The following is a 20,547-nucleotide window of genomic DNA, read 5'->3' as shown; positions in this document are numbered from 1 at the left end:
AGGGAGTCCAGCGGGCGCCCAGGCGCGTCCACCGGCAGCCCCTCGACCGGCGGGCGCGGCTCGCTCGGCGAGTGACCCGGCGCGGGGCGACCCGGCCCGCCGCTGCCGCCCATGCCCAGCTCCGGGACGGTGACCGGACGGGCGAGCCGCCGGCTCAACGCCTCCGCCATGAAGCGTTGTACGGCCGGCCGCGGACGGCTGCCGCGCAACCAGTGCGCGACGGAGGCGCGGTCGTACCGCATTGGGACGCCGGCCTCGCCGGCCACCCGGCGGATCGCCAGGGCGAAGGCGGCCTGGGTCCAGCCGGTTTCGGCCAGCAGCGCACGCAGTGTCGGGTTGGGCGCCGGAGCGCGTCTAGCGGACGGCATACGGAGCCACCGCCCGTGGCGTGCGTCGTAGTCGGATGGGGTCGTTCATGGTGCTTCGCTTCCTCCTGCGATCGGTGCTTCAGTCGCTCTCCGTAGTTCTTCTCCTCTACGGAGGGGTACATTCAGCAAACTCCAAGTAGCCTGCTATGAGGAGCATGTGACCCGGCTGGCTGATCGTGCCGGGCGCACACCCCGTGTGCGCGGATGTGCTGTCGCTCTGCGAAACACGAGCTGAAGGACCGGAGGGCGGCTATGGAGCCGAACCGTCAACTCGAGGCGTTACTCGATCAGTCGGCGATGTCCCGGGCCGGGTTGGCGTCCCGGATCAACCGGATGGCCGGCGAATCCGATACCACACTGCGTTACGACCACACCGCCGTCGCGCGCTGGCTCAAGGGCCAACGTCCGCGTGGCCGGGTGCCCGAGCTGATCTGTCAGATCCTCGGGGACCGGCTCGCCCGGACGTTGACCCTGGAGGACATCGGCATGGGCGCGGCAGGAGCGCCAACCGGGCCCGCCGGCCGTACGGGAGGCGATGCGGGCGGCCTGCGCCGGTTCGTGGAGCGGGCCGCGATGCTGTGGCGCTCGGACCGGTTGCACGGAGAGGCGCCGGGGCCGCCGCTGCTCACCGGGGGCGCCTCCGTCGCCCCCGTATGGGAGTGGGAGAACCCGCCGGATGACGTCGACGTCTCGCACCGGGGCGCGGTGGCTGTCACGGACACCGAGGTGGCGATGCTCCATGCCGCCCGCGGGCACTACGAGCACCTGTACCGCAACGCGGGCGGTGTCGCGACCCGGCCGCGTGTCGTGGGCTTCCTGACCGGCGAGGTGACGCCCCTGCTGCGCGGGAGCTACGACGACCGGACCGGCCGGCGTTTGTTCCGCTGGGCCGGCTCGTTGGTGGCGGTGTGCGGGATCTGCGCGTACGACGCCGACTCGCAGGGTCTGGCGCAGCGCTACTTCCACCAGGCGCTGCGGCTCGCGAAGGCCTCCGGCGACCGGGTGTTCGGCGGGTACGCGGTGGCGTTGCTGGTGAACCAGGCGTTGTTCCTCGGCGACAACCAGCACGCCATCGCCTGCACCGAGGCGGTGCTGCGCACGGAGGGACCGCTGCTGAGCCCCGCCCTGGCCACGGACCTGTACGGGATGCAGGCCAAGGCGTACGCACGGCTGGGTGACCGGGACCAGGCACATCGCTGTATGCGGCTGGCCGAGGCGTCCTCCGCCCGGATACGTCCGGAGGAGGAGCCGGCGGAGACGGGGTATGTACAACCGGGCCTGGTCGAGGTGCGGTTGGCCGAGGCGCTGCTGGTACTCGGTGACCTGGAGGCGGCCGGCCGGTACGCCGAGCGGGCGGCGCGGGCGCCCGCCCATGTGCGCGGGCGGGTCAACCGCCTCGCGACCCTGATCGATGTCGAGTTGCGCAGCGGAGAGGCCGAACGGGCGGCTGCGACCGCGGCCGAGATGGTCGGTGAGGCGCGTGGCATCGAATCACAACGGCTGCGGGGCCGGATGCGTGCGGTGCGTGATCATCTGGCCCGCCACCCGGGCCGTACGACCGCCGACGCGGCGGAGTTGATCGACGCGGCACTGCGCGTACCGCTCTGAGAGCCGCATGCTGGATGTGCCCAACCTCCGCGGGGAAGGGGGCACATACGTGCGATGGAAGAACCTGGGTGAACACACTGTGTACGAGAACCAGTGGCTGCGGGTGAACCTGGCGGATGTCGAACTACCCGACGGCCGGCGACTGGACCACTACCTGATCCGGATGCGCCCGGTGGCGATGGCCACCGCGGTCAACGAACAGGACGAGGCGCTGCTGCTGTGGCGCCACCGCTTCATCACCGACAGCTGGGGCTGGGAGCTGGCGGCGGGTGTCGTCGAGGACGGGGAGGGACTCGCCGAGGCGGCGGCGCGCGAGATGCTGGAGGAGACCGGCTGGCAGCCCGGCCCGCTGCGCACGCTGATGACGGTCGAACCGTCCAACGGGCTGAGTGACGCGCGGCACCATGTCTTCTGGGCGGAGAGCGCTGTCTTCGTCGGGCATCCACAGGACGACTACGAGTCGGACAAGCGTGAGTGGGTGCCGTTGCGGGAGGTGCCGGGCCTGATCGCGGGTGGTGAGGTGCCCGCGGCGAACTCGGCGGCGGCCCTCCTCATGCTCCATCAGCTACGGCTGCACGCGCCCGGCGGAAGCGCGCCCCCCAGCCCCTCCGACGGAGGAACGTCGCCCGACTCGAGCTGACGCCCCGACGCGGGTACAACCTGACGGACCGCTCACGGACGGGTGGCCGGCGTACACCGGCCACCCGTCACGTGGACCCCTCTTCGGAGAACCCGTCCGCGGAGCGTCCGTGCGCGGAGCGTCCGCCTGTGACGAGCCTTCGGTCAGCGCAGTGCGCTGTCGCCGTGCTGGGCGACGTGCTGCTCCACAGCGGCGAGTGCCTGCTGCACCTGAGCCTCGGAGCCGGAGCCGCGCTGCTGGGCGTAGTAGGCCGCACCGAGCTTGCGTACGAGATCCTGGCCCGTGCGCTGGGCCTGGTGTTCCTCGACCTTCTCCTTGCCCTGGGAAAGCCCGCGCTGTGCCTGCTCCTTGGCCCTGTCGAGAAACCCTGCCATGACTACCTCCTGCGATCGCTGATGTGCGAGCGGTTGAGTACCTGCCCCTGCTGCCCCAACGTATGCGGTGATCACCCGGTTCCCGGCGGAGGCCCGGCCAACAGTTCCCCGATCAGGGCGACCAGGGCCGGGACCGCCGGATGGCTGTCCGTCAGCGGCCGTACGAGCAGCACCGGCACGTCCTCGGTGCCGGCCAACGGCCGGTACACCACCTCGGGATGCGCGTGCAGTGCCGCGGTGGCGCTGGTGGAGGCTCCGACGGCCCGGCCGGCGGCGATGGTGGCCAGCCAGTCGTCGGTGTTCCGTACCAGGACGGTCGCCGCGGCCGGCGGGCGGATGTCCGGCGGCCACAGCTCGAGCGTGGTCACGCCCGCGACCGTGTTCAGCGCGATCGTCTCGCCGGCCAGATCGGTGAGGGTCAGTGTCTCCGGCCTGTCAGCCAGTGCGCCGTCCGCCGGTACGGCCGCGACCCGGGGTTCGTCCCACAGCCAGCGGGTACGCCACTGGCCGGCCTCCTCTGGCAGCGTGCCGCGTACCACCGCGACGTCCACCCGGCCCTGCGCCAGTCCCGCCGTGCGTTCGTCGTAGCGCAGCAACTCGAGTGGTGTGCGGGGGTGTCGCCGGTGCCAGTGCCGGAGCAGCGGAGTGGTCCACTCGCCCAGCGCGGACCAGGCGTGGCCCAGCCGCAGCGGTCGGCCCTCCGCGTGCGAGGGGTCCAGGGCCTCGTCGACGGCAGTCAGGGCCGCGGCCACCCTCGGCTCGAACGCGCGTCCTTCCGGGGTCAGTTCGAGGTGATGGGTGGAGCGGTCCACCAGTCGTACACCCAGGTGCTCCTCCAGCTGGGCCAGCCGGCGGGAGAGCGTCGGCTGAGTCAGCCGCAGCACGGCCGCGGCATGCGTGACGCTGCCCTCCCGCGCGATGGTGAGGAAGGCACGCAGGTGACGGAGCTCCACGGTCATGCGTGCCGAGCATAACCGGCCTCCGTGCGGCATTTCACCCGGACCGCGTGCGCCTTCTAGCGTGAGCGCATGGACCGTACGGCAGGACAGGCGCAGTCCGACCCGAGTGCTCCCGCCACCGACGGCGGCGCGGGCGCCACGAGCGGCGCGGGCCGCGCGGGTGCCGTGGGGCTGGTCTGCGCGAGCGCGTTGTCCCTGCAGTTCGGCGCGGCGGTCGCGGCCCTGCTCTTCCCGGTGGCGGGCGCGCTGGGCACGGTCGCCATGCGGCTGGTCTTCGCGGCGATCATCATGCTTGCCCTGTGCCGACCACGGCTGCGTGGCCATCCGCGTGGGGACTGGGCGGCCGCGGTCGGGCTCGGGGTGGCGCTCGGCGGCATGAACAGCCTCTTCTACCAGGCCATCAACCGCATCCCGCTCGGCCCCGCGGTGACCCTGGAGCTGCTGGGGCCGCTGGTCCTCTCGGTGATCTCGGCGCGTCGCGCGCTCAGTTTCCTCTGGGCCGGGCTGGCCCTGGCCGGCGTGTACCTGCTCGGCAGCAGCGGATTCGAGGAGCTCGACTTCCTGGGCGTCGGCTTCGCCCTCGCCGCCGGCGCCACCTGGGCGGCCTACATCGTGTTGAACGCACGCGTGGGCGCCCGCTTCCCGAAGGCGGACGGGCTCGCCCTGGCGATGGGTGTGGCTGGTCTGCTGAGCCTTCCGGCGGGCCTGGTCAGCGCCGGCGACGCGCTGCTGGACCCGAGGATCCTGGCGCTGGGGGCGGCCGTCGCGGTGCTTTCCTCGGGGCTGCCGTACACGCTGGACCTGCTGGCGCTGCGAAGGTTGCCCAAGGCCACCTTCGCGGTGCTGATGAGCCTGATGCCGGTGGCCGCCACCGCCGCCGGGTTCCTCGTACTGCGGCAGCGGCTTGGGCCCGTGGAGCTGTTGGCGGTGGCGCTGGTGATCGTCGCGAGCGTGGGGGCGGTCCGTACGACGCCGGGTCGGCAGCCGGCGGCGGAGGTGGCACCTTAGGCCCGTTTCGAGGGGCCTGGTCACTCTGCGGCCCGGCTCCTGGCTCCCGTGGCGCGGCGTCCGACCCGTGGGCGGCCCGGGCGGCCCGGGCGGCTGGATAGGGTGGACGGGTGGGAGAACGCCGTACGCTGCACTGGGTCGAGGACGGGACGGACCGTTGGGCACGTTGGCGTTCGGAGAGCGGAGCCAAACCGCCGGGACGGGTCCTGGCCGCGGATGACCGGATGCGCGCGGACGCCGCGTACAAGCTGGTCTGTGAGGGTACGGCGCTGCTCTGGCGCGGTGACTACCAGAACGCCCGGCAACTGCTGACCGCCCTGGGCGCCCGGGTGGACCGCAAGGCACGCAGACCGCGGGCCCGCGCGCGGACTTCCTCCGGTACGGAGCCGGCCGCGGAGCCCCAGGCGGACTTCCACCGCCACCGCGCGCGCCAGGCACAGCGCGCCCGTATCCTCGGCATGCTGCTGGTCGAGCTCGACGGTGGGTACGCCCTGCCGCTGCGGCGCGCGCCCGAGGTGGCGGACGCCTGCGCGGCGGCTCTCGGGCCGGCGGACGGCGAGCCCTCCGTGCTGTCCCTGAGGGAACTGCTCGGCCTGCTGGGCGCGTGGGAGTGGCAGCGCAACGGCGTGCCGGTACCCGCCCTGGGCGGCGAGCGCATCCATCCCTCCTACGGGGTCTTCTCCCCGGTCCGTGGCGAGTACGTCGACCTGGTGGCCGAGGAGCCACTGCCGGCTGGTGGGACGGAACTCGCCTACGACGTCGGCACCGGCACCGGGGTGCTCGCCGCGGTGCTGGCACGCCGCGGGGTGCGTCGGGTACTGGCCACGGACAGCGACCCCCGGGCGCTCGCCTGCGCAGCGGAGAACGCCGAGCGGCTGGGCATGGCGGACCGGATCACTGTCACGCGAGCGGATCTCTTCCCTCCGGGCCGGGCCCCGCTGGTGGTGTGCAATCCTCCGTGGCTGCCGGCCAAGCCGACCTCGCCCCTGGAGCGTGCCGTGTACGACCCGGGCAGCCGGATGGTGCGCGGGTTCCTCTCCGGTCTGACCGCTCACCTCGCGCCCGGCGGGGAGGGCTGGCTGATCCTCTCCGATCTGGCGGAGCGCCTGGAACTGCGGGAACGGGGCGAGCTGGAGCACTGGATACGTACGGCCGGACTGCGGGTGCTCGGCCGCGGTGACCGGCGGCCACGGCACCCGCGTGCCGCCGATCCGGACGACCCGCTGCACGCGGCGCGGGCGGCCGAGGTGACCTCGCTGTGGCGGCTGGCCGCCGCGGTGTGAGTCCGGGCCGCGCGCCGGCGCGGCACGCGTCGTACCGCCGTATCCGCCGTTACGCCGTACCCGCCGTCACGCCGTACCCGTCGCATCCGCCGTACTGCCGTACCCGCGGACGCCGGCCGCCCGCCCCGGCAGCATGGAGGTCGGACGGCCGGCGCGTGGCGTGCGGTCAGCGTACGACCGCGGTCAGCTGGTCCCGTACGAGCCGGCGCTCGGGTTGCGCGCGCCGGCGCTCGGTCCGTACGGTCCCGGGCGATCGGCGCGCCCTCGCGCTCAGTGCGCCTTGACGAAGGCGGCCTTGGCCAGTTCCAGGTCCTTCAGCCCGTTCGCCCAGAGCTGCTCGACCCGGGCGGCCTCCTGGGCGTTGGGCTGCGCGTTGGTGCAGGACGGGCCGGGGCCGCCGCCGGACATCAGCTCGCTACAGGGGCCGGAGTAGTTGTCGGGCAGGCCGAGGACGTGCCCCGTCTCGTGCGTCGTGACCCGGGTGGAGTCGTACTCCTGGTTCTGCGCGTAGTCCAGGAAGATGTAGCCGTTGCCGTGCCCGTCGGTGGAAGCGTACGAGCCACGCGGGTCGTTGCCCTCGCGGTACTCGAAGTCGCCGCCGCTGCCCTCTTGCAGGGTCACGTTGTCGACCGAGCTGTTCCAGATCTGCGTGCTGTTCGCTATCTCCTGCGCGAACGTCGGGGCGCCGCTCGCGTCGTAGGTGACGGTGACGGCCTGGATACCGGGCTCGGCCGCCTGCTTCTCCTGCACGGACTTCATGACGGCCTCGAAGAAGGCCCGGGTGTTCGCCTGGTCCTCCGCGCTGCCGGGGGTGTACGCGGCGATGGCGGCGTCCGACTCGGCGGGCGAGGCGGAGCTGGTGGCCGCGGCCGGAACCGCCGCGAGGCTCGCGGCGAGGCCGAGGCCGAGCACGCCGGACAGTGCCGTCTTGGTGTGTCTCATGGGGGTCCTCCTGGTCGTCCGTGGGCAGTACGAGCGTCGTCCCGGTGGGGCGGACGCCCACGTGCCCCGGATGCACATGCGGTCCCGCAGAGTGTCCGTGACGCGGCAGGGCGTGCGGATGATGTCAACAGCCGATAGCCCGGAGTTATCGCCCCGGCCCGTACGGGTGTGGCGGCGCGGCCCACCGCCGGACATCCGGGCCCCGTAAGCCGTTGCCGGGACTCTGGTGTCGTGAACATGCTCGCCGCTATGCTCCCCGCGTGGAGCTCGAGGTGAGGCATCTGCGTGCGTTGTGCGCCATAGCCGACACGGGCAGCGTCCGAAGAGCCGCCCGGCAACTGGGAGTGAGCCAACCGTCCCTGACCACCCAGCTGGGGCGTATCGAACGGGCCGTCGGCGGGCGGCTGTTCACCCGTGAGCGTACGGGCAGTCGACCGACCGCGCTGGGCTCCTCGGTGCTGAGCCGGGCACGACCGATCATCGCGGAGATGACCGCGCTGCTCACCGAGGCGCGGGAGGACGCGCTCGACCGCGCCGGCGGCTCCCGGCTACGCATCGGCAGCACCGGCAACCGCGCCGTGCCGGGGTGGTTGCACCGGCTGCACGCACGGCTGCCGGACACGGACATCACGATCCGGATCGACGTCTCACCGAACATCCTGCTGCGCATGGTCGCCGAGGGCCAGTTGGACGTCGCCTTCGTACACGAGGTGGCCGGCTGTCCGCTCCACGTGCCGGAGGGCGTACGGCAGCGGGTGCTCGTCCCGCGCGAACCGCAGTTCGTCGCGCTGCCCGCGGACCACCCCGCGGCGGCCAAGGAGAAGGTGGTGCTGGGCGACCTCGCGACTGAGCGGTGGATGGTCGATCCGAGCGCGGACGGCGAATGGGCGGGGCTGCGGCGCGTGTTCGCGGAGGCGGGGCTCAACCCCCGGGTGCTGCACGGCGACTACCTCACCGGCGCGGACCTGGTCGCGGCCGGCGAGGTGGTGAGCCCGTGTCAGCCCACCTCACGGCCACGACCCGGGATGGTCATCCGGCCACTGCAGGGCGACCCGTTGACGGTGCGGCTGTCGCTCGCCACGCGGGTGGACGGCGCGGCAGCCGGTGCGGGGGCCGATGCCGAACTGGACGCGATCTTCGCCGACCTGGAGGCCTCCTACCAGGAAGTGGCGTGGACCAGCACCGCGTACCGCAGATGGCTGCTGCACCACGACAGCCCGCTGCTGCGCTCGTACGCCGCCACCCAGCCCGCGTGACGCCGGCGGCTCGCCGCAGCCCCGGGTTGGCACCGGAACGGGCGGAACCGGCCGCGAGGTCCCCGGTTGCGCGCGTGCATGGGCGTGGGCCGGAAGCTGAGCTGTCGAGTGTGGCGGTCGACCGGGTCGGCGACACGGCTGGCGGAGAGAAAGACCGCACCCGGTCCGGCAGCCACCGAGTTCGACGGTTGCGGACCGGGTGCGGAACGATCGACCGTACGGTCAAGAACACCGCAGGTCACAAGGGTTGAGCGAGGCTCAGCCCTTCTTGGTCTCCCAGAAGATCTTGTCGATCTGGGCGATGTACTCCAGCGCCTTCTCACCAGTGGCGGGGTCGGTGGACCCCTTGGCGGCACTCAGCGCCTTCAGCGTGTCGTTCACCAGCCGGTGCAGCTCCGGGTACTTCTCGAAGTGCGGAGGCTTGAAGTAGTCGCTCCACAGCACCGAGACGTGGTGCTTGGCGAGTTCCGCGCGCTCCTCCTTGATGACTGTGGCGCGGGTACGGAAGTGCGGGTCGTCGTTGGCCTGGTACTTCTCCTGCACGGCCTTGACAGACTCGGCCTCGATGCGGGCCTGGGCGGGGTCGTACACACCGCAAGGCAGGTCACAATGGGCGCTGACCGTCACCTTGGGGGCGAACAGGCGGGAAAGCATGCAGCTGTCCTTCCTCGTGATCGTCTTCTCACGTGCGAGATTACTCCGTGCGGGAAGTGATTTCTCGCCTGCCCCGAGGTGCTTAGGACAAAAGTCCGGTGCGACTCTGGACGGGTGTCGGATCGGACCGGAGGCGGACAGATGCCGGAACGGGCACGTGGTCGTGCACACGGCCGGGAACAGCGGGGCAGCGGAGTGCTGGGTCGGATCGGCCTGGCCGAGGTGTACAACCCGTCGATGCTGCCCACCCTGCGCCCCGGGGACCAACTGGTGCTGAGGTACGGCGCGCCGGTACGACGCGGGGATGTCATCGTGATGCGGCATCCCTTCCAGCACGACCTGCTGATCGTGAAGCGGGCCGTGGAGCGTCGTGCCACCGGCTGGTGGGTGCGGGGTGACAATCCTGACGTACGGAACGACAGCCGCGAGTTCGGCGTGGTGCCGCACGAACTGCTGGTGGCCCGGGCATGCCTGCGGCTGCGTTCGCCGCGCGGAGTTCAGCCCTCGTCCGTCTCGTCGGTGCTGGGTTGGGTGGTGTCGGCCGTACGGCCACTGGTGCCGTTCGCCTGGCGTTTGCGGGCACGGTAGGCGGCCACGTTCGCGCGTGTCGCGCACCGGTCCGAGCAGTAGCGGCGGGACCGGTTCGTGGACGTGTCCAGGTAGGCGTTGCGGCATGGGGCCGACTGGCAGATGCCGAGGCGGTCCACGCCCAGCGTGGTGAGGTGGAACGCGAGCCCCATGCAGGCCGCTGCGGCGAGGCCGGCCGTGGTGGTGGCGGCGTGGTCCGCCAGGTGCATGTGCCAACGTGGTCGGCCCTCGCCGTCGAGATAGTCGTGCCCGGCGACCTGCGGACTGATGGGGAAGTCCATCAGCAGCGCGTTCAGCAGGTCCACAGCCAGTACCTCGTCTCCCTCCGTGGCGGCGGCGAAGACGGCCCGCAGTCTGGTTCGTACCGTCCGCAGGCGGGGCACGTCCGCGTCCGTGGCCCGCCGCGCGAACTGCAGGTTGGGGCCGCAGAGCGTGCGTACGGAGGCCACGGAGGTGAGCGTGTCGGTGCCGCGCTCCGGTTCCTCCGTGTTAACCAGCTCCACGGCGAAATTTGAGTAATGGCTCAGCTCCACTTGTGATCCTTACGATCGCTCTTCTAGAGTTGGTAATAGATACGAATGCCTTCAGGGTATTACGGCTCGGCCGCGCGCAGGACGTACGAGAGACGGAGAAGAAGTCATGACGACCGAGAACGCCGCACGACCCGGCCAGCGGGACTGGGGGAGCTGGCAGGACAGCTGGGACCGTCAGCAAGGGTGGTACCTGCCCGACCGCGAGGAGCGCTTCCGGGTCATGCTGGACATGGTCGAGGCGCTGGTCGGACGAGAGCCACGGGTGCTGGACCTGGCGTGCGGGACGGGCAGCATCACGCAGCGCGTACTGGAACGCTTCCCCAGGGCCGAGACGGTGGGAGTCGACCTGGACCCCGCGCTGCTGACCATCGCGCGCGGATACTTCGCGGACGAACCACGTGCCCGCTTCGTCACCGCGGACCTCACCGACCCAGGGTGGCCGGGGCTCCTGCCGCACGCGTCCTACGACGCGGTGCTGACCGCCACCGCGCTGCACTGGCTGCAGACCGAACCGCTACGCACGCTCTACGGACAGCTGGCCGATGTCGTACGCGAGGGCGGCGTCCTGATGAACGCCGACCACATGCCGGACGAGTCCACCCCGCGCATCAACGCCGCGGCGCACCTCTTCGACCGGGAGCGCCGCGAGCGGGCCAGATCGGCCGGTGAACTGGACTGGGCCGGCTGGTGGCAGGAGGTGACACGGGACGAGCGGCTGGCCGGCCCGGCCGCGGAGCGGTTCCGCACGCTGGGCGACCCGGTCGCGGGGGACCACGCGGACGGCGAGGTGCAGTCCGCCGAATGGCACGCGCGTACGCTGCGGGACCTCGGCTTCGCGGAGGCGCGTACGGTGTGGTGCGCGCCGCAGGACGGGCTGGTGCTGGGACTGCGCTGAGCGGACGGGGCAAGGACGACAAGGACGACAAGGACGGAGCGGGGCGCGCGCGACCGGTGGCCCGGCCCGGCTCGCGCGGACGTACGCCTCCACGGGGGACGTGCGTACGCTCGCGCGCGCCGCGGTGCGACACCTGGTACCCGCACCAGTTCCGCTCCTCGGGGCGCCCCGGTGGGACGCCCGCCGGCGGCCCGCGCCCTACCGCCGGGCCACGCCTTCGGCCCGGGCCGCGGCGGCGACCGCGCTGGTGACCGCGGGCGCCACCCGCTCGTCGAAGGGCGAGGGGATCACCCGGTCGGCGTCGAGTTCATCGGCGACGACGGCGGCCAGCGCTTCCGCGGCGGCCAGCTTCATCCCCTCGGTGATCTCCGTGGCCCGCACCTGCAGGGCGCCCGCGAAGACACCTGGGAAAGCGAGGACGTTGTTGATCTGGTTCGGATAGTCGCTGCGCCCGGTGGCGACCACCGAGGCGGTCCTAGCGGCCACGTCCGGATGCACCTCGGGGTTCGGGTTGGCCATGGCGAAGACGAAGGGGTCCGGCGCCATGCCGGCCACCGCCTCGTCCGCGACCGTGCCTCCACTCACCCCGATGAACACGTCCGCGCCGGTCATCGCGGACTCCAGCGAACCGGTGCGCCCCGCCTTGTTGGTGAAGCCGGCCAACTCCCGCTTGACGGGGGTGAGGTCGCCGCGGTCCTCGGACACGACGCCCTTGCGGTCGCAGACCGCCACATCGCCGATCCCCGCCTCCACCAGGATTCTGGCGATGGCCACCCCGGCCGCACCGGCTCCGGAGATCACCGCACGGAGGGCGCCGAGCTGGCGTCCGCGCAGCCGCGCGGCGTTCCGCAGGGCGGCCAGCGTGACGATGGCGGTGCCGTGTTGGTCGTCGTGGAAGACGGGGATGTCCAGGCGCTCCTTGAGTCGTTGCTCGATCTCGAAGCAACGGGGCGCGGAGATGTCCTCCAGATTGATACCGCCGAACGACGGCGCGAGCCGCGCCACGGTCTCCACGAGTTCGTCCACCTCACGGCAGTCGAGCGCGAGGGGCACGGCGTCCACACCGCCGAACTGCTTGAAGAGGATCGCCTTGCCCTCCATCACCGGGAGGGAAGCGGCCGGGCCGATGTCGCCCAGACCCAGCACCGCGCTGCCGTCCGTCACCACGGCGACGACCTGCGATGTCCAGGTGTAGTCGTGCACCAGCTCGGGTTGTTCGGCGATCGCGCTGCACACCTTCGCCACGCCCGGCGTGTAGGCCAGGGACAGGTCGTCGGCGTCCCGCACCGGCACGGTGGCCCGCACGGCCATCTTTCCGCCACGGTGCAGGGCGAATGCCGGGTCGATCACGTCGTCGTCCAGTCCGTCCGTTGGGTTGACGATCTCCGCTGACACTGATTGGACCCCTTGTGTGTGATTCTGGTCGAGGGTTGCCGCTCCTGGGTGTGCGGAGCGGGCGGGCACCACGTCCGCAGCCGGGGCGACGGTGGTCCGCTGCCCCGCGGGAGTGACGAACGTCGGGCACGCCGCACACGTGCCCTGGGTCCCCGGGTGAGGGGTGTAACTGACCTTTCTACCGGATGCCGGACGCTCAGACGAGCGGCATGGGTCACACCGGCAGGCGCCAGACCTGGCAACTCCCGACAAAACAGCGCGAGTTGGCCGCGAAATCCCGGGAAATCCATGGATTCGGCCCCGTCCAGCGCGTGTGCGAGGGCTCCTGTGATCGCGCATACCCTGAAGTCGTACCCGTACGCACAGCTCTGGAGGGCCCCTTGTACTTCACCGATCGCGGCATCGAGGAACTGGAGACGCGTCGTGGAGACGAGGAGGTCACCCTCGGATGGCTGGCAGAACAGCTGCGTACGTTCGTCGATCTGAACCCGGAGTTCGAAGTCCCGGTGGAGCGGCTGGCCACCTGGATGGCGCGGCTCGACGACGATACCGATGACGACACCGAGTGACGATCCCGCCGCCGAATGACGATGCGCAGTCGATCGAGGACACCGGAGTCGGGGCCCGATCGATCGACGGAGACCGCGGGATGTGACGGGCGGCGGGCTCACGGGCCGGCGAGTGACGCTGGGAGGCGGCTTCGGCGGACCGGCCGAATGGCCGACTGGTCGACCGGGTCGGGTTCCGCGTACTCGCGACATGCCCTTGCCCTCTTTGGGTATCGCGACATATCGTGTTCGGGGAAGGACGCGATAGCCGTCGTACGTCATGTGGGGAGCCTGCCGTGCCGGACTGTTCCTGGGAGATTCCGCAGCCGCGGACGCTGGAGGTCGAAGACCCCGTCGGCGAGCTGGACGTGCGCTTGGTGAACGGCGCGGTGAACGTCGTGGGCACGGATCAGCCGACTGTGCGTATCGAGGTCAGTGAGCTGAGCGGTCCGCCACTGCGCCTCTCCCGCACGGGGACGAAGCTCGTGGTGGCCTATGACGACCTACCCGGGCGGGGCTTCCTGCGGTGGCTCGGTCGTCGGTTTCGGCATCACACGGCGGTCGTCTCGGTCTCCGTGCCGCGGGCGACGAAGCTGCGGGTGGGTGTGGTCGGAGCCAGCGTGATGATCTCCGGCACGCATGGCAGCGTCCACACCCGGAGCGTCTGCGGAAGCAGCACGCTGGTGGGTCTGGCGGGCCACACCTGGGCCGATACCGTCTCCGGCTCGGTGGAGACCCAGGGACTCCGGGGGGAGCTGTCAGCCAGCTTGGTGTCCGGTGATCTCACGGTTGTCGAGGGTGGTGCCTCGGCTGTCACGGCCGAATCAGTGAGTGGCTCCATGGTGCTGGACCTGGAGCCGCGTGCGGAGACGGGCGTGGATCTTTCGACAGTCTCTGGCGAGGTCGCGCTCCGGGTGCCCCGATCGGCCGATGCCAGAGTGCGGGTCAGAACCACCAGTGGTTCGTTGTCCAGCGCCTTTGACGAGGTCTCGGTGCGGCGGAAGCCCGGAGTGGGGGAGGCGACCGGAGTCCTCGGGTCGGGTGGGGGATCGCTGCGGGCCACGTCGGTTTCCGGGGCCATAGCGTTGCTGTGTCGGCCGGCGCGGGCGGGAGCCGGGGTGGGCCTGGGCGATGTGCCGGCGACCGGTGCCACCACCGCCGCGGGTGGTGTCTGAGGTGCCCCCGGTCTTCGGTCACGGCCGACTCCGCCTGTACCTCCTGAAGTTGCTCAAGGAGGCGCCACGGCACGGCTATGAGGTCATCAGGCTGTTGGAGGAGCGCTTCCAGGGGTTGTACGCCCCCTCGGCCGGCACCGTCTATCCGCGGCTCGCGAAGCTGGAAGAGGAGGGACTGGTCACCCATGCCACCGAGGGGGGCCGCAAGGTCTACTCCATCACGGACCGTGGCCGCGAGGAACTCGCCGGGCGCCAGGACGAGTTGACCGATCTGGAGCGGGAGATCCGGGATTCGTTGGCCTCGCTCGCCTCCGATATCCGGGCGGACGTGAGCGGCTCCGCGCACGCGTTGCGGCTGGAGATGAAGGAGCAGGCGCATCGCTCCGGCACAGCTGGGAAGCGGGACCGTACCGGGAAGCGGGACGGCCGGCAGACGGCCGCCGACCATACGGCTGGCGAGCAGAGTCCGCATGACAGCCGTCAGGAATGGCAGGCCGAACGCCAGAACAGGAAGGAGCGGGAGGCACATATCGAGGCCGCCCAGGAGATCGGGCGAATCGCTCGGGAAGTACAGGAGCAGATGCTCACACAGACCAGTGCCAGTAGTTGGCAGGGGACCGTGCAGCATGGCTTCTCGGAACTCGCCCGTCACGTCGGTGACCTTGGCCGAATCCCCTCGCACACGACTGGCTGGCCGCCGTACACCAGGCCTGAACCAGCCGGGGAGCCCGCGTACGACGAGCAACCGGACGACGGGTACGGCGCAACCGGCGGGGGAGCGCAGTCGTCGGGCGATCCAGCACGCGACCTGGAACGCCTCCTGGACCGGTTCCGGGACGACATGCGTGACGCGGCACGGGACAGTGGGGTCTCCGAGGAACAACTCCCCGAAATCCGCCGTCACCTGTCCACGGCCGCCGCCCACATCGGCGTGCTCCTGCGGGTGCCGGACACTGACTGAGTCTGACAGGGCCGGGGACCTGGCGCGATACGAAGCCCGGAGCGGCCGGGGGCGGGCCGACCCGAGCCCCAGGCCCGGGCTGGTTCAGCAACGTCGCTCGGCTCGGAGCCAGCCAGGTGTGTGCTCGCGGACGCCGAGGAGCCCACGACACCGGTGCTCTTGAGGCCGCATCACCGCCGCACTGGCTGCTGCGTCACGCCCCGACCGCCCGGACACGGACCTCCCGGCGGCCCGGACCAATCCGGGCCGCCGGGAGGTCCGGATCACCCGGTCAGAGCGTCAGTACGATCTTCCCGAAGAGGTCACCACCAGCCATCTTCTCGAAGCCTTCCCGAGCCCGGTCCAGGGGCAGCGTGGAGTCGATGACCGGCCGCAGGCCCTTGGCAGCACAGAAGTTCAACAAGCCAGCCAGTTCCTCCTTGCTACCCATGGTCGAGCCGAGGACCCGCAGTTCGAGGAAGAACACCCGATTCAGCTCGGTGGCAGGCGGGTTGGGGCCGCTGGTCGCCCCGGAGATGACCAGGGTGCCGCCCGGCTTGAGGGACTTGATCGAGTGCGACCAGGTGGCTGCGCCCACCGTCTCCAGCACGGCATCCACTCGCTGCGGTAGTCGGGCGCCACTCTCGAACACTCCCTCGGCGCCGAGTTCCAGAGCCCGGCGACGCTTGCCCTCGTCCCGGCTGGTCGCGAAGATCCGTAGCCCGGCCGCGGCGCCGAGCACGATCGCCGCCGTAGCGACGCCGCCACCCGCGCCCTGCACGAGTACGGAGTCACCGGGCCGTACTCCCGCTCGGGTGAACAACATCCGGTACGCGGTCAACCAGGCGGTCGGCAGGCACGCGGCGTCCTCGAAGGAGAGTTCCTTCGGCTTGGGCAGGACGTTCCACTGGGGCACCGCGACCCGTTCGGCGAAGGTGCCCTGGTACTTCTCGGTGAGAATGGACGGCTTCTCGCGAGCGTCCACCCCATGTCCGGTCTGGCCCACGACGGAGTGCAGAACCACCTCGTTGCCGTCGGCGTCCACCCCCGCCGCGTCGCATCCGAGGATCATGGGCAGCGTCTCCTCACCCAGCCCGACCCCACGCAGGGACCACAGGTCATGGTGGTTGAGCGACGCCGCCTTGACGTTCACGGTGGTCCATCCAGGCGGCGTGACCGGCTCCGGCCGGTCCCCCAACTCAAGCCCGTTCAGCGGCTGGTTCGGATCGATACGCGCGGCGTAGGCAGCAAACATGATCCACACGCTAGCTTCGCGGGGCGGAGGCCAACCAGCCCCCGCCCCGCGAAGCGACACACATCACCCGGCCGCTCGTGCCACGAGGCAGGCCCGGGCGCTGGGCCCGGGCCAGTCCGCGTCAGAGGTCGAAGACCTCGCTGATGAGCTGACGCTGTTCCTCCGCGTGCCGCTTGCCGGAGCCGACAGCGGGCGAGGAGGACGAGGGACGGGAGACCCGTCGCAGCCGGTCGGCATTCGGCACCGGCTCGGAACCGATGATCAGGTCCAGGTGGTCGACCAGGTTCAGGGCGATGAACGGCCAGGCGCCCTGGTTGGCCGGCTCCTCCTGGGCCCACACGAACTTCTCCGCGCCGCGGTACCGCGCCATCTCGGTCTGGATCTCGTCCCCGGGCAGCGGGTACAGCCGCTCCAGACGGATGATGGCGGTGTCCGTGAGACCACGCTGCTGCCGCTCGGCCTCCAGGTCGTAGTAGACCTTGCCGGAACAGAACACGACCTTTCGCACGTGAGCCGGGTCGACCGAGGCGTCACCGATCACGGGCCGGAAGCCGCCGGAGGTGAACTCCTCCATCGTGGAGGTGGCTTCCTTGAGCCGCAGCATCGACTTCGGGGTGAAGACGATCAGTGGCTTGTGGTGCGGGTTGTGCACCTGCCAGCGCAGCAGGTGGAAGTAGTTCGAGGGCAGGGTCGGCATCGCGACCGTCATGCTGTCCTGTGCGCACAGCTGGAGGAAGCGCTCGATACGGGCCGAGGAGTGGTCCGGACCCTGACCCTCGTACCCGTGGGGCAGCAGGAGGGTCACGCCGGAGGTCTGGTTCCACTTCTGCTCGGCGGAGCTGATGAACTCGTCCACGACGGTCTGCGCGCCGTTCACGAAGTCCCCGAACTGCGCCTCCCACATCACCAGCGCCTCGGGCCGGGCCAGCGAGTAGCCGTACTCGAAGCCCATGGCGGCGTACTCGCTCAGCAGCGAGTCGTACGCGTTGAACCGCGCCTGGCCCTCGGAGAGGTAGAGCAGCGGCGTGTAGTCGTCGCCGGTGTCACCGTCCACCAGTACGGCGTGCCGCTGCCCGAACGTCCCACGCCGGGAGTCCTGGCCAGCCAGGCGTACCGGAGTGCCCTCCATCAGCAGCGAACCGAAGGCCATCAGTTCGCCGGTCGCCCAGTCGATGGTGCCGTCCTCGACCTGCGCCGCGCGACGCTGCAGCTGCGGCTTCAGCCGGGCGTGTACCTTGATCCGCTCGGGGATGTTGACCTGCGACTCGGCGATCCGCTTGATGACCTCCTGGCTGACGCCGGTGTCCACGTGTACCGGGAACTCCGCGGCCGGCTGCGGCACCAGCAGTGCCTCCGGCTCGTCGGTGGCGTCCCGTACCTCCGTGAAGACCTTCTCCAACTGCCCCTGGAAGTCCTGCAGCGCCTGCTCGGCTTCTTCCATGGTGATGTCGCCCCGACCGATCAGCGACTCGGTGTAGAGCTTGCGCACCGAGCGCTTCTTGTCGATGAGGCTGTACATCATCGGCTGGGTGAAGTGCGGGTTGTCCATCTCGTTGTGCCCGCGGCGGCGGTAGCAGATGAGATCGATGACGACGTCCTTGTTGAACGCCTGCCGGTACTCGAAGGCCAGCCGGGCCACCCGGACCACGGCCTCCGGGTCGTCGCCGTTCACATGGAAGATCGGCGCCTCGATCATCCGTGCCACGTCGGTGCAGTACATCGACGAACGGGCGGACTCCGGGGCAGCCGTGTAGCCGACCTGGTTGTTGATCACGATGTGCACGGTGCCGCCGCAGCGGTAGCCGCGCAGTTGCGACATGTTCAGGGTCTCGGCCACCACGCCCTGACCGGCGAACGCCGCGTCACCGTGCACCTGGATCGGCAGCACGGTGAAGTCCGTACCGCCCTTCCCGATGATGTCCTGCTTGGCCCGGGCCACACCCTCCACGACCGGGTCAACGGCCTCCAGGTGGGAGGGGTTCGCGGTCAGTGAAACCTTGATCTGCTCGCCGTCCAGGCCGGTGAACAGGCCCTCGTTGCCCAGGTGGTACTTCACGTCGCCGGAGCCGTGCATGGACCTCGGGTCCAGGTTGCCCTCGAACTCGCGGAAGATCTGGGCGTACGGCTTGCCCACGATGTTCGCCAGCACGTTCAGCCGGCCCCGGTGTGCCATGCCCACCACGGCCTCGTCCAGCCGGGACTCGGCCGCCGCGTCGATCACCGCGTCCAGCAGCGGGATCACGGACTCCCCGCCCTCGAGCGAGAAGCGCTTCTGCCCGACGTACTTCGTCTGCAGGAAGGTCTCGAACGCCTCCGCGGCGTTGAGCCGCCGCAGGATGCGCAGCTGCTCCTCACGCTCCGGGGAGGCGTGGGCCCGCTCGACCCGGTCCTGGATCCACTTGCGTTCCTTGGGGCTCTGGATGTGCATGTACTCGATGCCGGTGGTCCGGCAGTACGAATCCCGCAGCACCCCGAGGATGTCCCGCAGCTTGGCCCGGGAGAGGCCGGCGAAGCCGCCGACGGCGAACTCCCGCTCCAGGTCCCACAGCGTCAGCCCGTGCTCGTTGATGTCCAGGTCCGGGTGCTTGCGCTGCTTGTACTCCAGCGGGTCCGTGTCAGCCATCACGTGGCCACGCACCCGGTAGGAGTGGATGAGGTCGAAGACGCGGGCGGCCTTGGTGACGTCGTCGTCGTGCGAGACGTCGATGTCCTTGAGCCAGCGGACCGGCTCGTACGGGATGCGCAGCGCCTTGAAGATCTCGTCGTAGAAGCCGTCCTCGCCGAGCAGCAGCTGGTGCATGACCCGCAGGAACTCGCCGGAGGCGGCGCCCTGGATGACCCGGTGGTCGTAGGTGCTGGTCAGCGTCATCACCTTGGAGACGCCAAGCCGGTGCAGGGTGTCCTGCGAGGTGCCCTGGAACTCCGCCGGGTACTCCATCGCGCCGACGCCCACGATCAGTCCCTGGCCCGGCATGAGGCGCGGTACCGAGTGGACGGTGCCGATCCCGCCGGGGTTGGTGAGCGACGCGGTGACGCCGGAGAAGTCCTCCATGGTCAGCTTGTTGTGCCGCGCCCGGCGCACGATGTCCTCGTACGCCTGCCAGAACTCGAAGAAGGTCAGCGTCTCGGCCTTCTTGATGGCCGCGACCACCAGCTGCCGGTCGCCGTTCGGCTTCACCAGGTCGATGGCCAGCCCGAGATTCACGTGCTCCGGCTTGACCAGGGTGGGCTTGCCGTCCTTCTCGGTGTACGCGTGGTTCATCGCGGGCATGGCCTTGAGGGCCTGGACCATGGCGTAGCCGATGAGGTGCGTGAAGGACACCTTGCCGCCGCGGGCACGCTTCAGGTGATTGTTGATGACGATGCGGTTGTCAACCAGGAGCTTGACCGGGATCGCGCGTACGGAGGTCGCGGTGGGCAGCTCCAGCGAGGCGTTCATGTTCTTCGCGACAGCGGCCGCGGGACCGCGCAGCGCGACATGCTCGGGCCCCTCCGCCTGCTCCGGCGCGGCCTGCTCGGCGGGCTTCGCGGACTTGGCGGGTTGCGCGGCGGCCGGCTTGGGCGCGGCCGGCTGGGCGGCGGGAGCTGCCGGCTGAGCGGGAGCCGGGGCAGCCGCGGTGGGAGCGGCTGGGGCTGCCGCGGCCGACTGACNCCCGCCTCGGACATCACGGACTTGACGTCCGCGAAGTCGAGGTTGATCAGACCGGGGGTGGTGATGAGATCGGTGATGCCCTGCACGCCGGACAGCAAGACCTGGTCCGCGGACTTGAACGCGTCGAGCACGCTCACCTGACGGTCCGAGATGGAGAGCAGCCGGTCGTTGGGGATGACGATGAGGGTGTCCACCTCGTCCCGCAGCCCCGCGATGCCGTCTTCGGCCTGGTTGGCCCTCCGACGGCCCTCGAAGGTGAACGGACGGGTGACGACGCCGATCGTCAGGGCGCCGAGCGAACGTGCGATGTTCGCGACCACGGGGGCGCCCCCCGTGCCCGTACCGCCGCCCTCGCCCGCCGTGACGAAGACCATGTCGGCCCCCTTGAGGACCTCCTCGATCTCCTCGCGGTGGTCCTCGGCGGCCTTACGGCCGACATCCGGGTTGGCACCCGCGCCGAGACCGCGGGTGAGT

General features: G+C 70.6%; 17 protein-coding genes and 3 pseudogenes. 10 read left to right on the top strand and 10 right to left on the bottom strand.

Annotated features, from left to right (window positions below; genetic code table 11):
* Positions 1 to 368, bottom strand: a pseudogene (locus AN216_RS29540) (hypothetical protein); the annotation flags it as partial.
* 252 nt (positions 369 to 620) lie between these two features.
* Between AN216_RS29540 and AN216_RS01465 the strand changes: the two are divergent.
* Together AN216_RS01465 and AN216_RS01460 are read left to right on the top strand one after the other, a co-directional pair.
* Complete coding sequence (locus AN216_RS01465) at positions 621 to 1,976, top strand: NsdA family TPR-like regulatory protein (protein WP_070194725.1); 1,356 nt, start codon at positions 621 to 623, stop codon at positions 1,974 to 1,976.
* Between the two features lie 49 nt (positions 1,977 to 2,025).
* On the top strand, positions 2,026 to 2,616 hold the full coding sequence (locus AN216_RS01460; protein ID WP_079166117.1) for an NUDIX hydrolase: 591 nt from the start codon (positions 2,026 to 2,028) through the stop codon (positions 2,614 to 2,616).
* Between the two features lie 143 nt (positions 2,617 to 2,759).
* On the opposite strand, the gene AN216_RS01455 is transcribed toward AN216_RS01460, so the two are convergent.
* Positions 2,760 to 2,990: a hypothetical protein gene (locus tag AN216_RS01455; protein WP_070194724.1), complete on the bottom strand. Its 231-nt coding sequence runs from the start codon at positions 2,988 to 2,990 to the stop codon at positions 2,760 to 2,762.
* A 71-nt stretch (positions 2,991 to 3,061) separates the two neighbouring features.
* Positions 3,062 to 3,949, bottom strand: coding sequence for a LysR family transcriptional regulator (locus tag AN216_RS01450; RefSeq protein WP_070194723.1), 888 nt, complete (start codon positions 3,947 to 3,949; stop codon positions 3,062 to 3,064).
* A gap of 69 nt (positions 3,950 to 4,018) precedes the next feature.
* On the opposite strand from AN216_RS01450, the gene AN216_RS01445 reads away from it, so the two are divergent.
* Both AN216_RS01445 and AN216_RS01440 read left to right on the top strand, forming a co-directional pair.
* Positions 4,019 to 4,957: an EamA family transporter gene (locus AN216_RS01445; RefSeq protein ID WP_170842991.1), complete on the top strand. Its 939-nt coding sequence runs from the start codon at positions 4,019 to 4,021 to the stop codon at positions 4,955 to 4,957.
* Positions 4,958 to 5,067: 110 nt separating this feature from the next.
* Positions 5,068 to 6,240 carry a 50S ribosomal protein L11 methyltransferase gene (locus tag AN216_RS01440; protein ID WP_070194722.1) on the top strand — a complete coding sequence of 391 codons (1,173 nt, stop codon included), beginning with the start codon at positions 5,068 to 5,070 and terminating at the stop codon, positions 6,238 to 6,240.
* 270 nt (positions 6,241 to 6,510) lie between these two features.
* On the opposite strand, the gene snpA is transcribed toward AN216_RS01440, so the two are convergent.
* The gene (snpA, locus tag AN216_RS01435) at positions 6,511 to 7,182 is read right to left on the bottom strand and encodes a snapalysin (protein ID WP_070194721.1); all 672 of its coding nucleotides are present in this window, start codon (positions 7,180 to 7,182) and stop codon (positions 6,511 to 6,513) included.
* Positions 7,183 to 7,454: 272 nt separating this feature from the next.
* Between snpA and AN216_RS01430 the strand changes: the two genes are divergently transcribed.
* Entirely contained in the window at positions 7,455 to 8,438 is a 984-nt protein-coding gene (locus AN216_RS01430) for a LysR family transcriptional regulator (RefSeq protein WP_070194727.1), read from the top strand.
* Positions 8,439 to 8,696: 258 nt separating this feature from the next.
* On the opposite strand, the gene sodN is transcribed toward AN216_RS01430, so the two are convergent.
* Positions 8,697 to 9,092, bottom strand: a complete 396-nt coding sequence (sodN, locus tag AN216_RS01425) for a superoxide dismutase, Ni (RefSeq protein WP_070194720.1) — start codon at positions 9,090 to 9,092, stop codon at positions 8,697 to 8,699.
* Between the two features lie 141 nt (positions 9,093 to 9,233).
* Between sodN and sodX the strand changes: the two genes are divergently transcribed.
* Positions 9,234 to 9,680: a nickel-type superoxide dismutase maturation protease gene (gene sodX, locus AN216_RS01420; RefSeq protein ID WP_070194719.1), complete on the top strand. Its 447-nt coding sequence runs from the start codon at positions 9,234 to 9,236 to the stop codon at positions 9,678 to 9,680.
* On the opposite strand, the gene AN216_RS01415 is transcribed toward sodX, so the two are convergent.
* Complete coding sequence (locus tag AN216_RS01415) at positions 9,590 to 10,213, bottom strand: CGNR zinc finger domain-containing protein (RefSeq protein WP_070194718.1); 624 nt, start codon at positions 10,211 to 10,213, stop codon at positions 9,590 to 9,592. The two genes, sodX and AN216_RS01415, sit on opposite strands and share 91 nt — an antisense overlap.
* Before the next feature lie 106 nt (positions 10,214 to 10,319).
* Between AN216_RS01415 and AN216_RS01410 the strand changes: the two genes are divergently transcribed.
* Positions 10,320 to 11,108, top strand: a complete 789-nt coding sequence (locus AN216_RS01410) for a class I SAM-dependent methyltransferase (RefSeq protein WP_070194717.1) — start codon at positions 10,320 to 10,322, stop codon at positions 11,106 to 11,108.
* A gap of 198 nt (positions 11,109 to 11,306) precedes the next feature.
* Here the strand turns inward: AN216_RS01410 and AN216_RS01405 are convergent, their stop codons facing one another.
* Positions 11,307 to 12,503, bottom strand: coding sequence for an NAD(P)-dependent malic enzyme (locus tag AN216_RS01405; RefSeq protein WP_070194716.1), 1,197 nt, complete (start codon positions 12,501 to 12,503; stop codon positions 11,307 to 11,309).
* A gap of 380 nt (positions 12,504 to 12,883) precedes the next feature.
* On the opposite strand from AN216_RS01405, the gene AN216_RS01400 reads away from it, so the two are divergent.
* The 3 genes from AN216_RS01400 to AN216_RS01390 all read left to right on the top strand — a co-directional run bounded on the left by AN216_RS01400 (position 12,884) and on the right by AN216_RS01390 (position 15,187).
* A complete protein-coding gene (locus AN216_RS01400) occupies positions 12,884 to 13,072 on the top strand; it encodes a DUF6104 family protein (RefSeq protein ID WP_070194715.1) in 189 nt (62 codons plus the stop codon).
* A gap of 275 nt (positions 13,073 to 13,347) precedes the next feature.
* On the top strand, positions 13,348 to 14,226 hold the full coding sequence (locus AN216_RS01395) for a DUF4097 family beta strand repeat-containing protein (protein ID WP_070194714.1): 879 nt from the start codon (positions 13,348 to 13,350) through the stop codon (positions 14,224 to 14,226).
* Position 14,227: 1 nt separating this feature from the next.
* Positions 14,228 to 15,187, top strand: coding sequence for a PadR family transcriptional regulator (locus AN216_RS01390; RefSeq protein WP_070194713.1), 960 nt, complete (start codon positions 14,228 to 14,230; stop codon positions 15,185 to 15,187).
* A 271-nt stretch (positions 15,188 to 15,458) separates the two neighbouring features.
* On the opposite strand, the gene AN216_RS01385 is transcribed toward AN216_RS01390, so the two are convergent.
* The 3 genes and pseudogenes from AN216_RS01385 to AN216_RS01375 form a co-directional block, all read right to left on the bottom strand.
* Positions 15,459 to 16,421: a zinc-binding dehydrogenase gene (locus AN216_RS01385; RefSeq protein WP_070194726.1), complete on the bottom strand. Its 963-nt coding sequence runs from the start codon at positions 16,419 to 16,421 to the stop codon at positions 15,459 to 15,461.
* Positions 16,422 to 16,542: 121 nt separating this feature from the next.
* A pseudogene (locus AN216_RS01380) lies at positions 16,543 to 20,061 on the bottom strand (multifunctional oxoglutarate decarboxylase/oxoglutarate dehydrogenase thiamine pyrophosphate-binding subunit/dihydrolipoyllysine-residue succinyltransferase subunit); the annotation flags it as partial.
* Positions 20,062 to 20,075: 14 nt separating this feature from the next.
* Positions 20,076 to 20,547, bottom strand: a pseudogene (locus AN216_RS01375) (cell division protein FtsZ); the annotation flags it as partial.

The sequence above is a fragment of the Streptomyces oceani genome, assembly GCF_001751245.1.
In the GTDB taxonomy this organism is placed as follows: domain Bacteria; phylum Actinomycetota; class Actinomycetes; order Streptomycetales; family Streptomycetaceae; genus Streptomyces; species Streptomyces oceani.
Note: the sequence above shows the minus strand (reverse complement) of the source record. Positions and strands in the feature narration are given on the sequence as shown.

What these genes read in the sequence shown, in the direction of transcription:
- AN216_RS01465 (WP_070194725.1), top strand. Translation starts at nt 621, where the DNA reads ATGGAGCCGAACCGTCAACTCGAGGCGTTACTCGATCAGTCGGCGATG.
- AN216_RS01455 (WP_070194724.1), bottom strand. Translation starts at nt 2,990, where the DNA reads ATGGCAGGGTTTCTCGACAGGGCCAAGGAGCAGGCACAGCGCGGGCTT.
- AN216_RS01450 (WP_070194723.1), bottom strand. Translation starts at nt 3,949, where the DNA reads ATGACCGTGGAGCTCCGTCACCTGCGTGCCTTCCTCACCATCGCGCGG.
- AN216_RS01445 (WP_170842991.1), top strand. Translation starts at nt 4,019, where the DNA reads ATGGACCGTACGGCAGGACAGGCGCAGTCCGACCCGAGTGCTCCCGCC.
- snpA (WP_070194721.1), bottom strand. Translation starts at nt 7,182, where the DNA reads ATGAGACACACCAAGACGGCACTGTCCGGCGTGCTCGGCCTCGGCCTC.
- sodN (WP_070194720.1), bottom strand. Translation starts at nt 9,092, where the DNA reads ATGCTTTCCCGCCTGTTCGCCCCCAAGGTGACGGTCAGCGCCCATTGT.
- sodX (WP_070194719.1), top strand. Translation starts at nt 9,234, where the DNA reads ATGCCGGAACGGGCACGTGGTCGTGCACACGGCCGGGAACAGCGGGGC.
- AN216_RS01410 (WP_070194717.1), top strand. Translation starts at nt 10,320, where the DNA reads ATGACGACCGAGAACGCCGCACGACCCGGCCAGCGGGACTGGGGGAGC.
- AN216_RS01385 (WP_070194726.1), bottom strand. Translation starts at nt 16,421, where the DNA reads ATGTTTGCTGCCTACGCCGCGCGTATCGATCCGAACCAGCCGCTGAAC.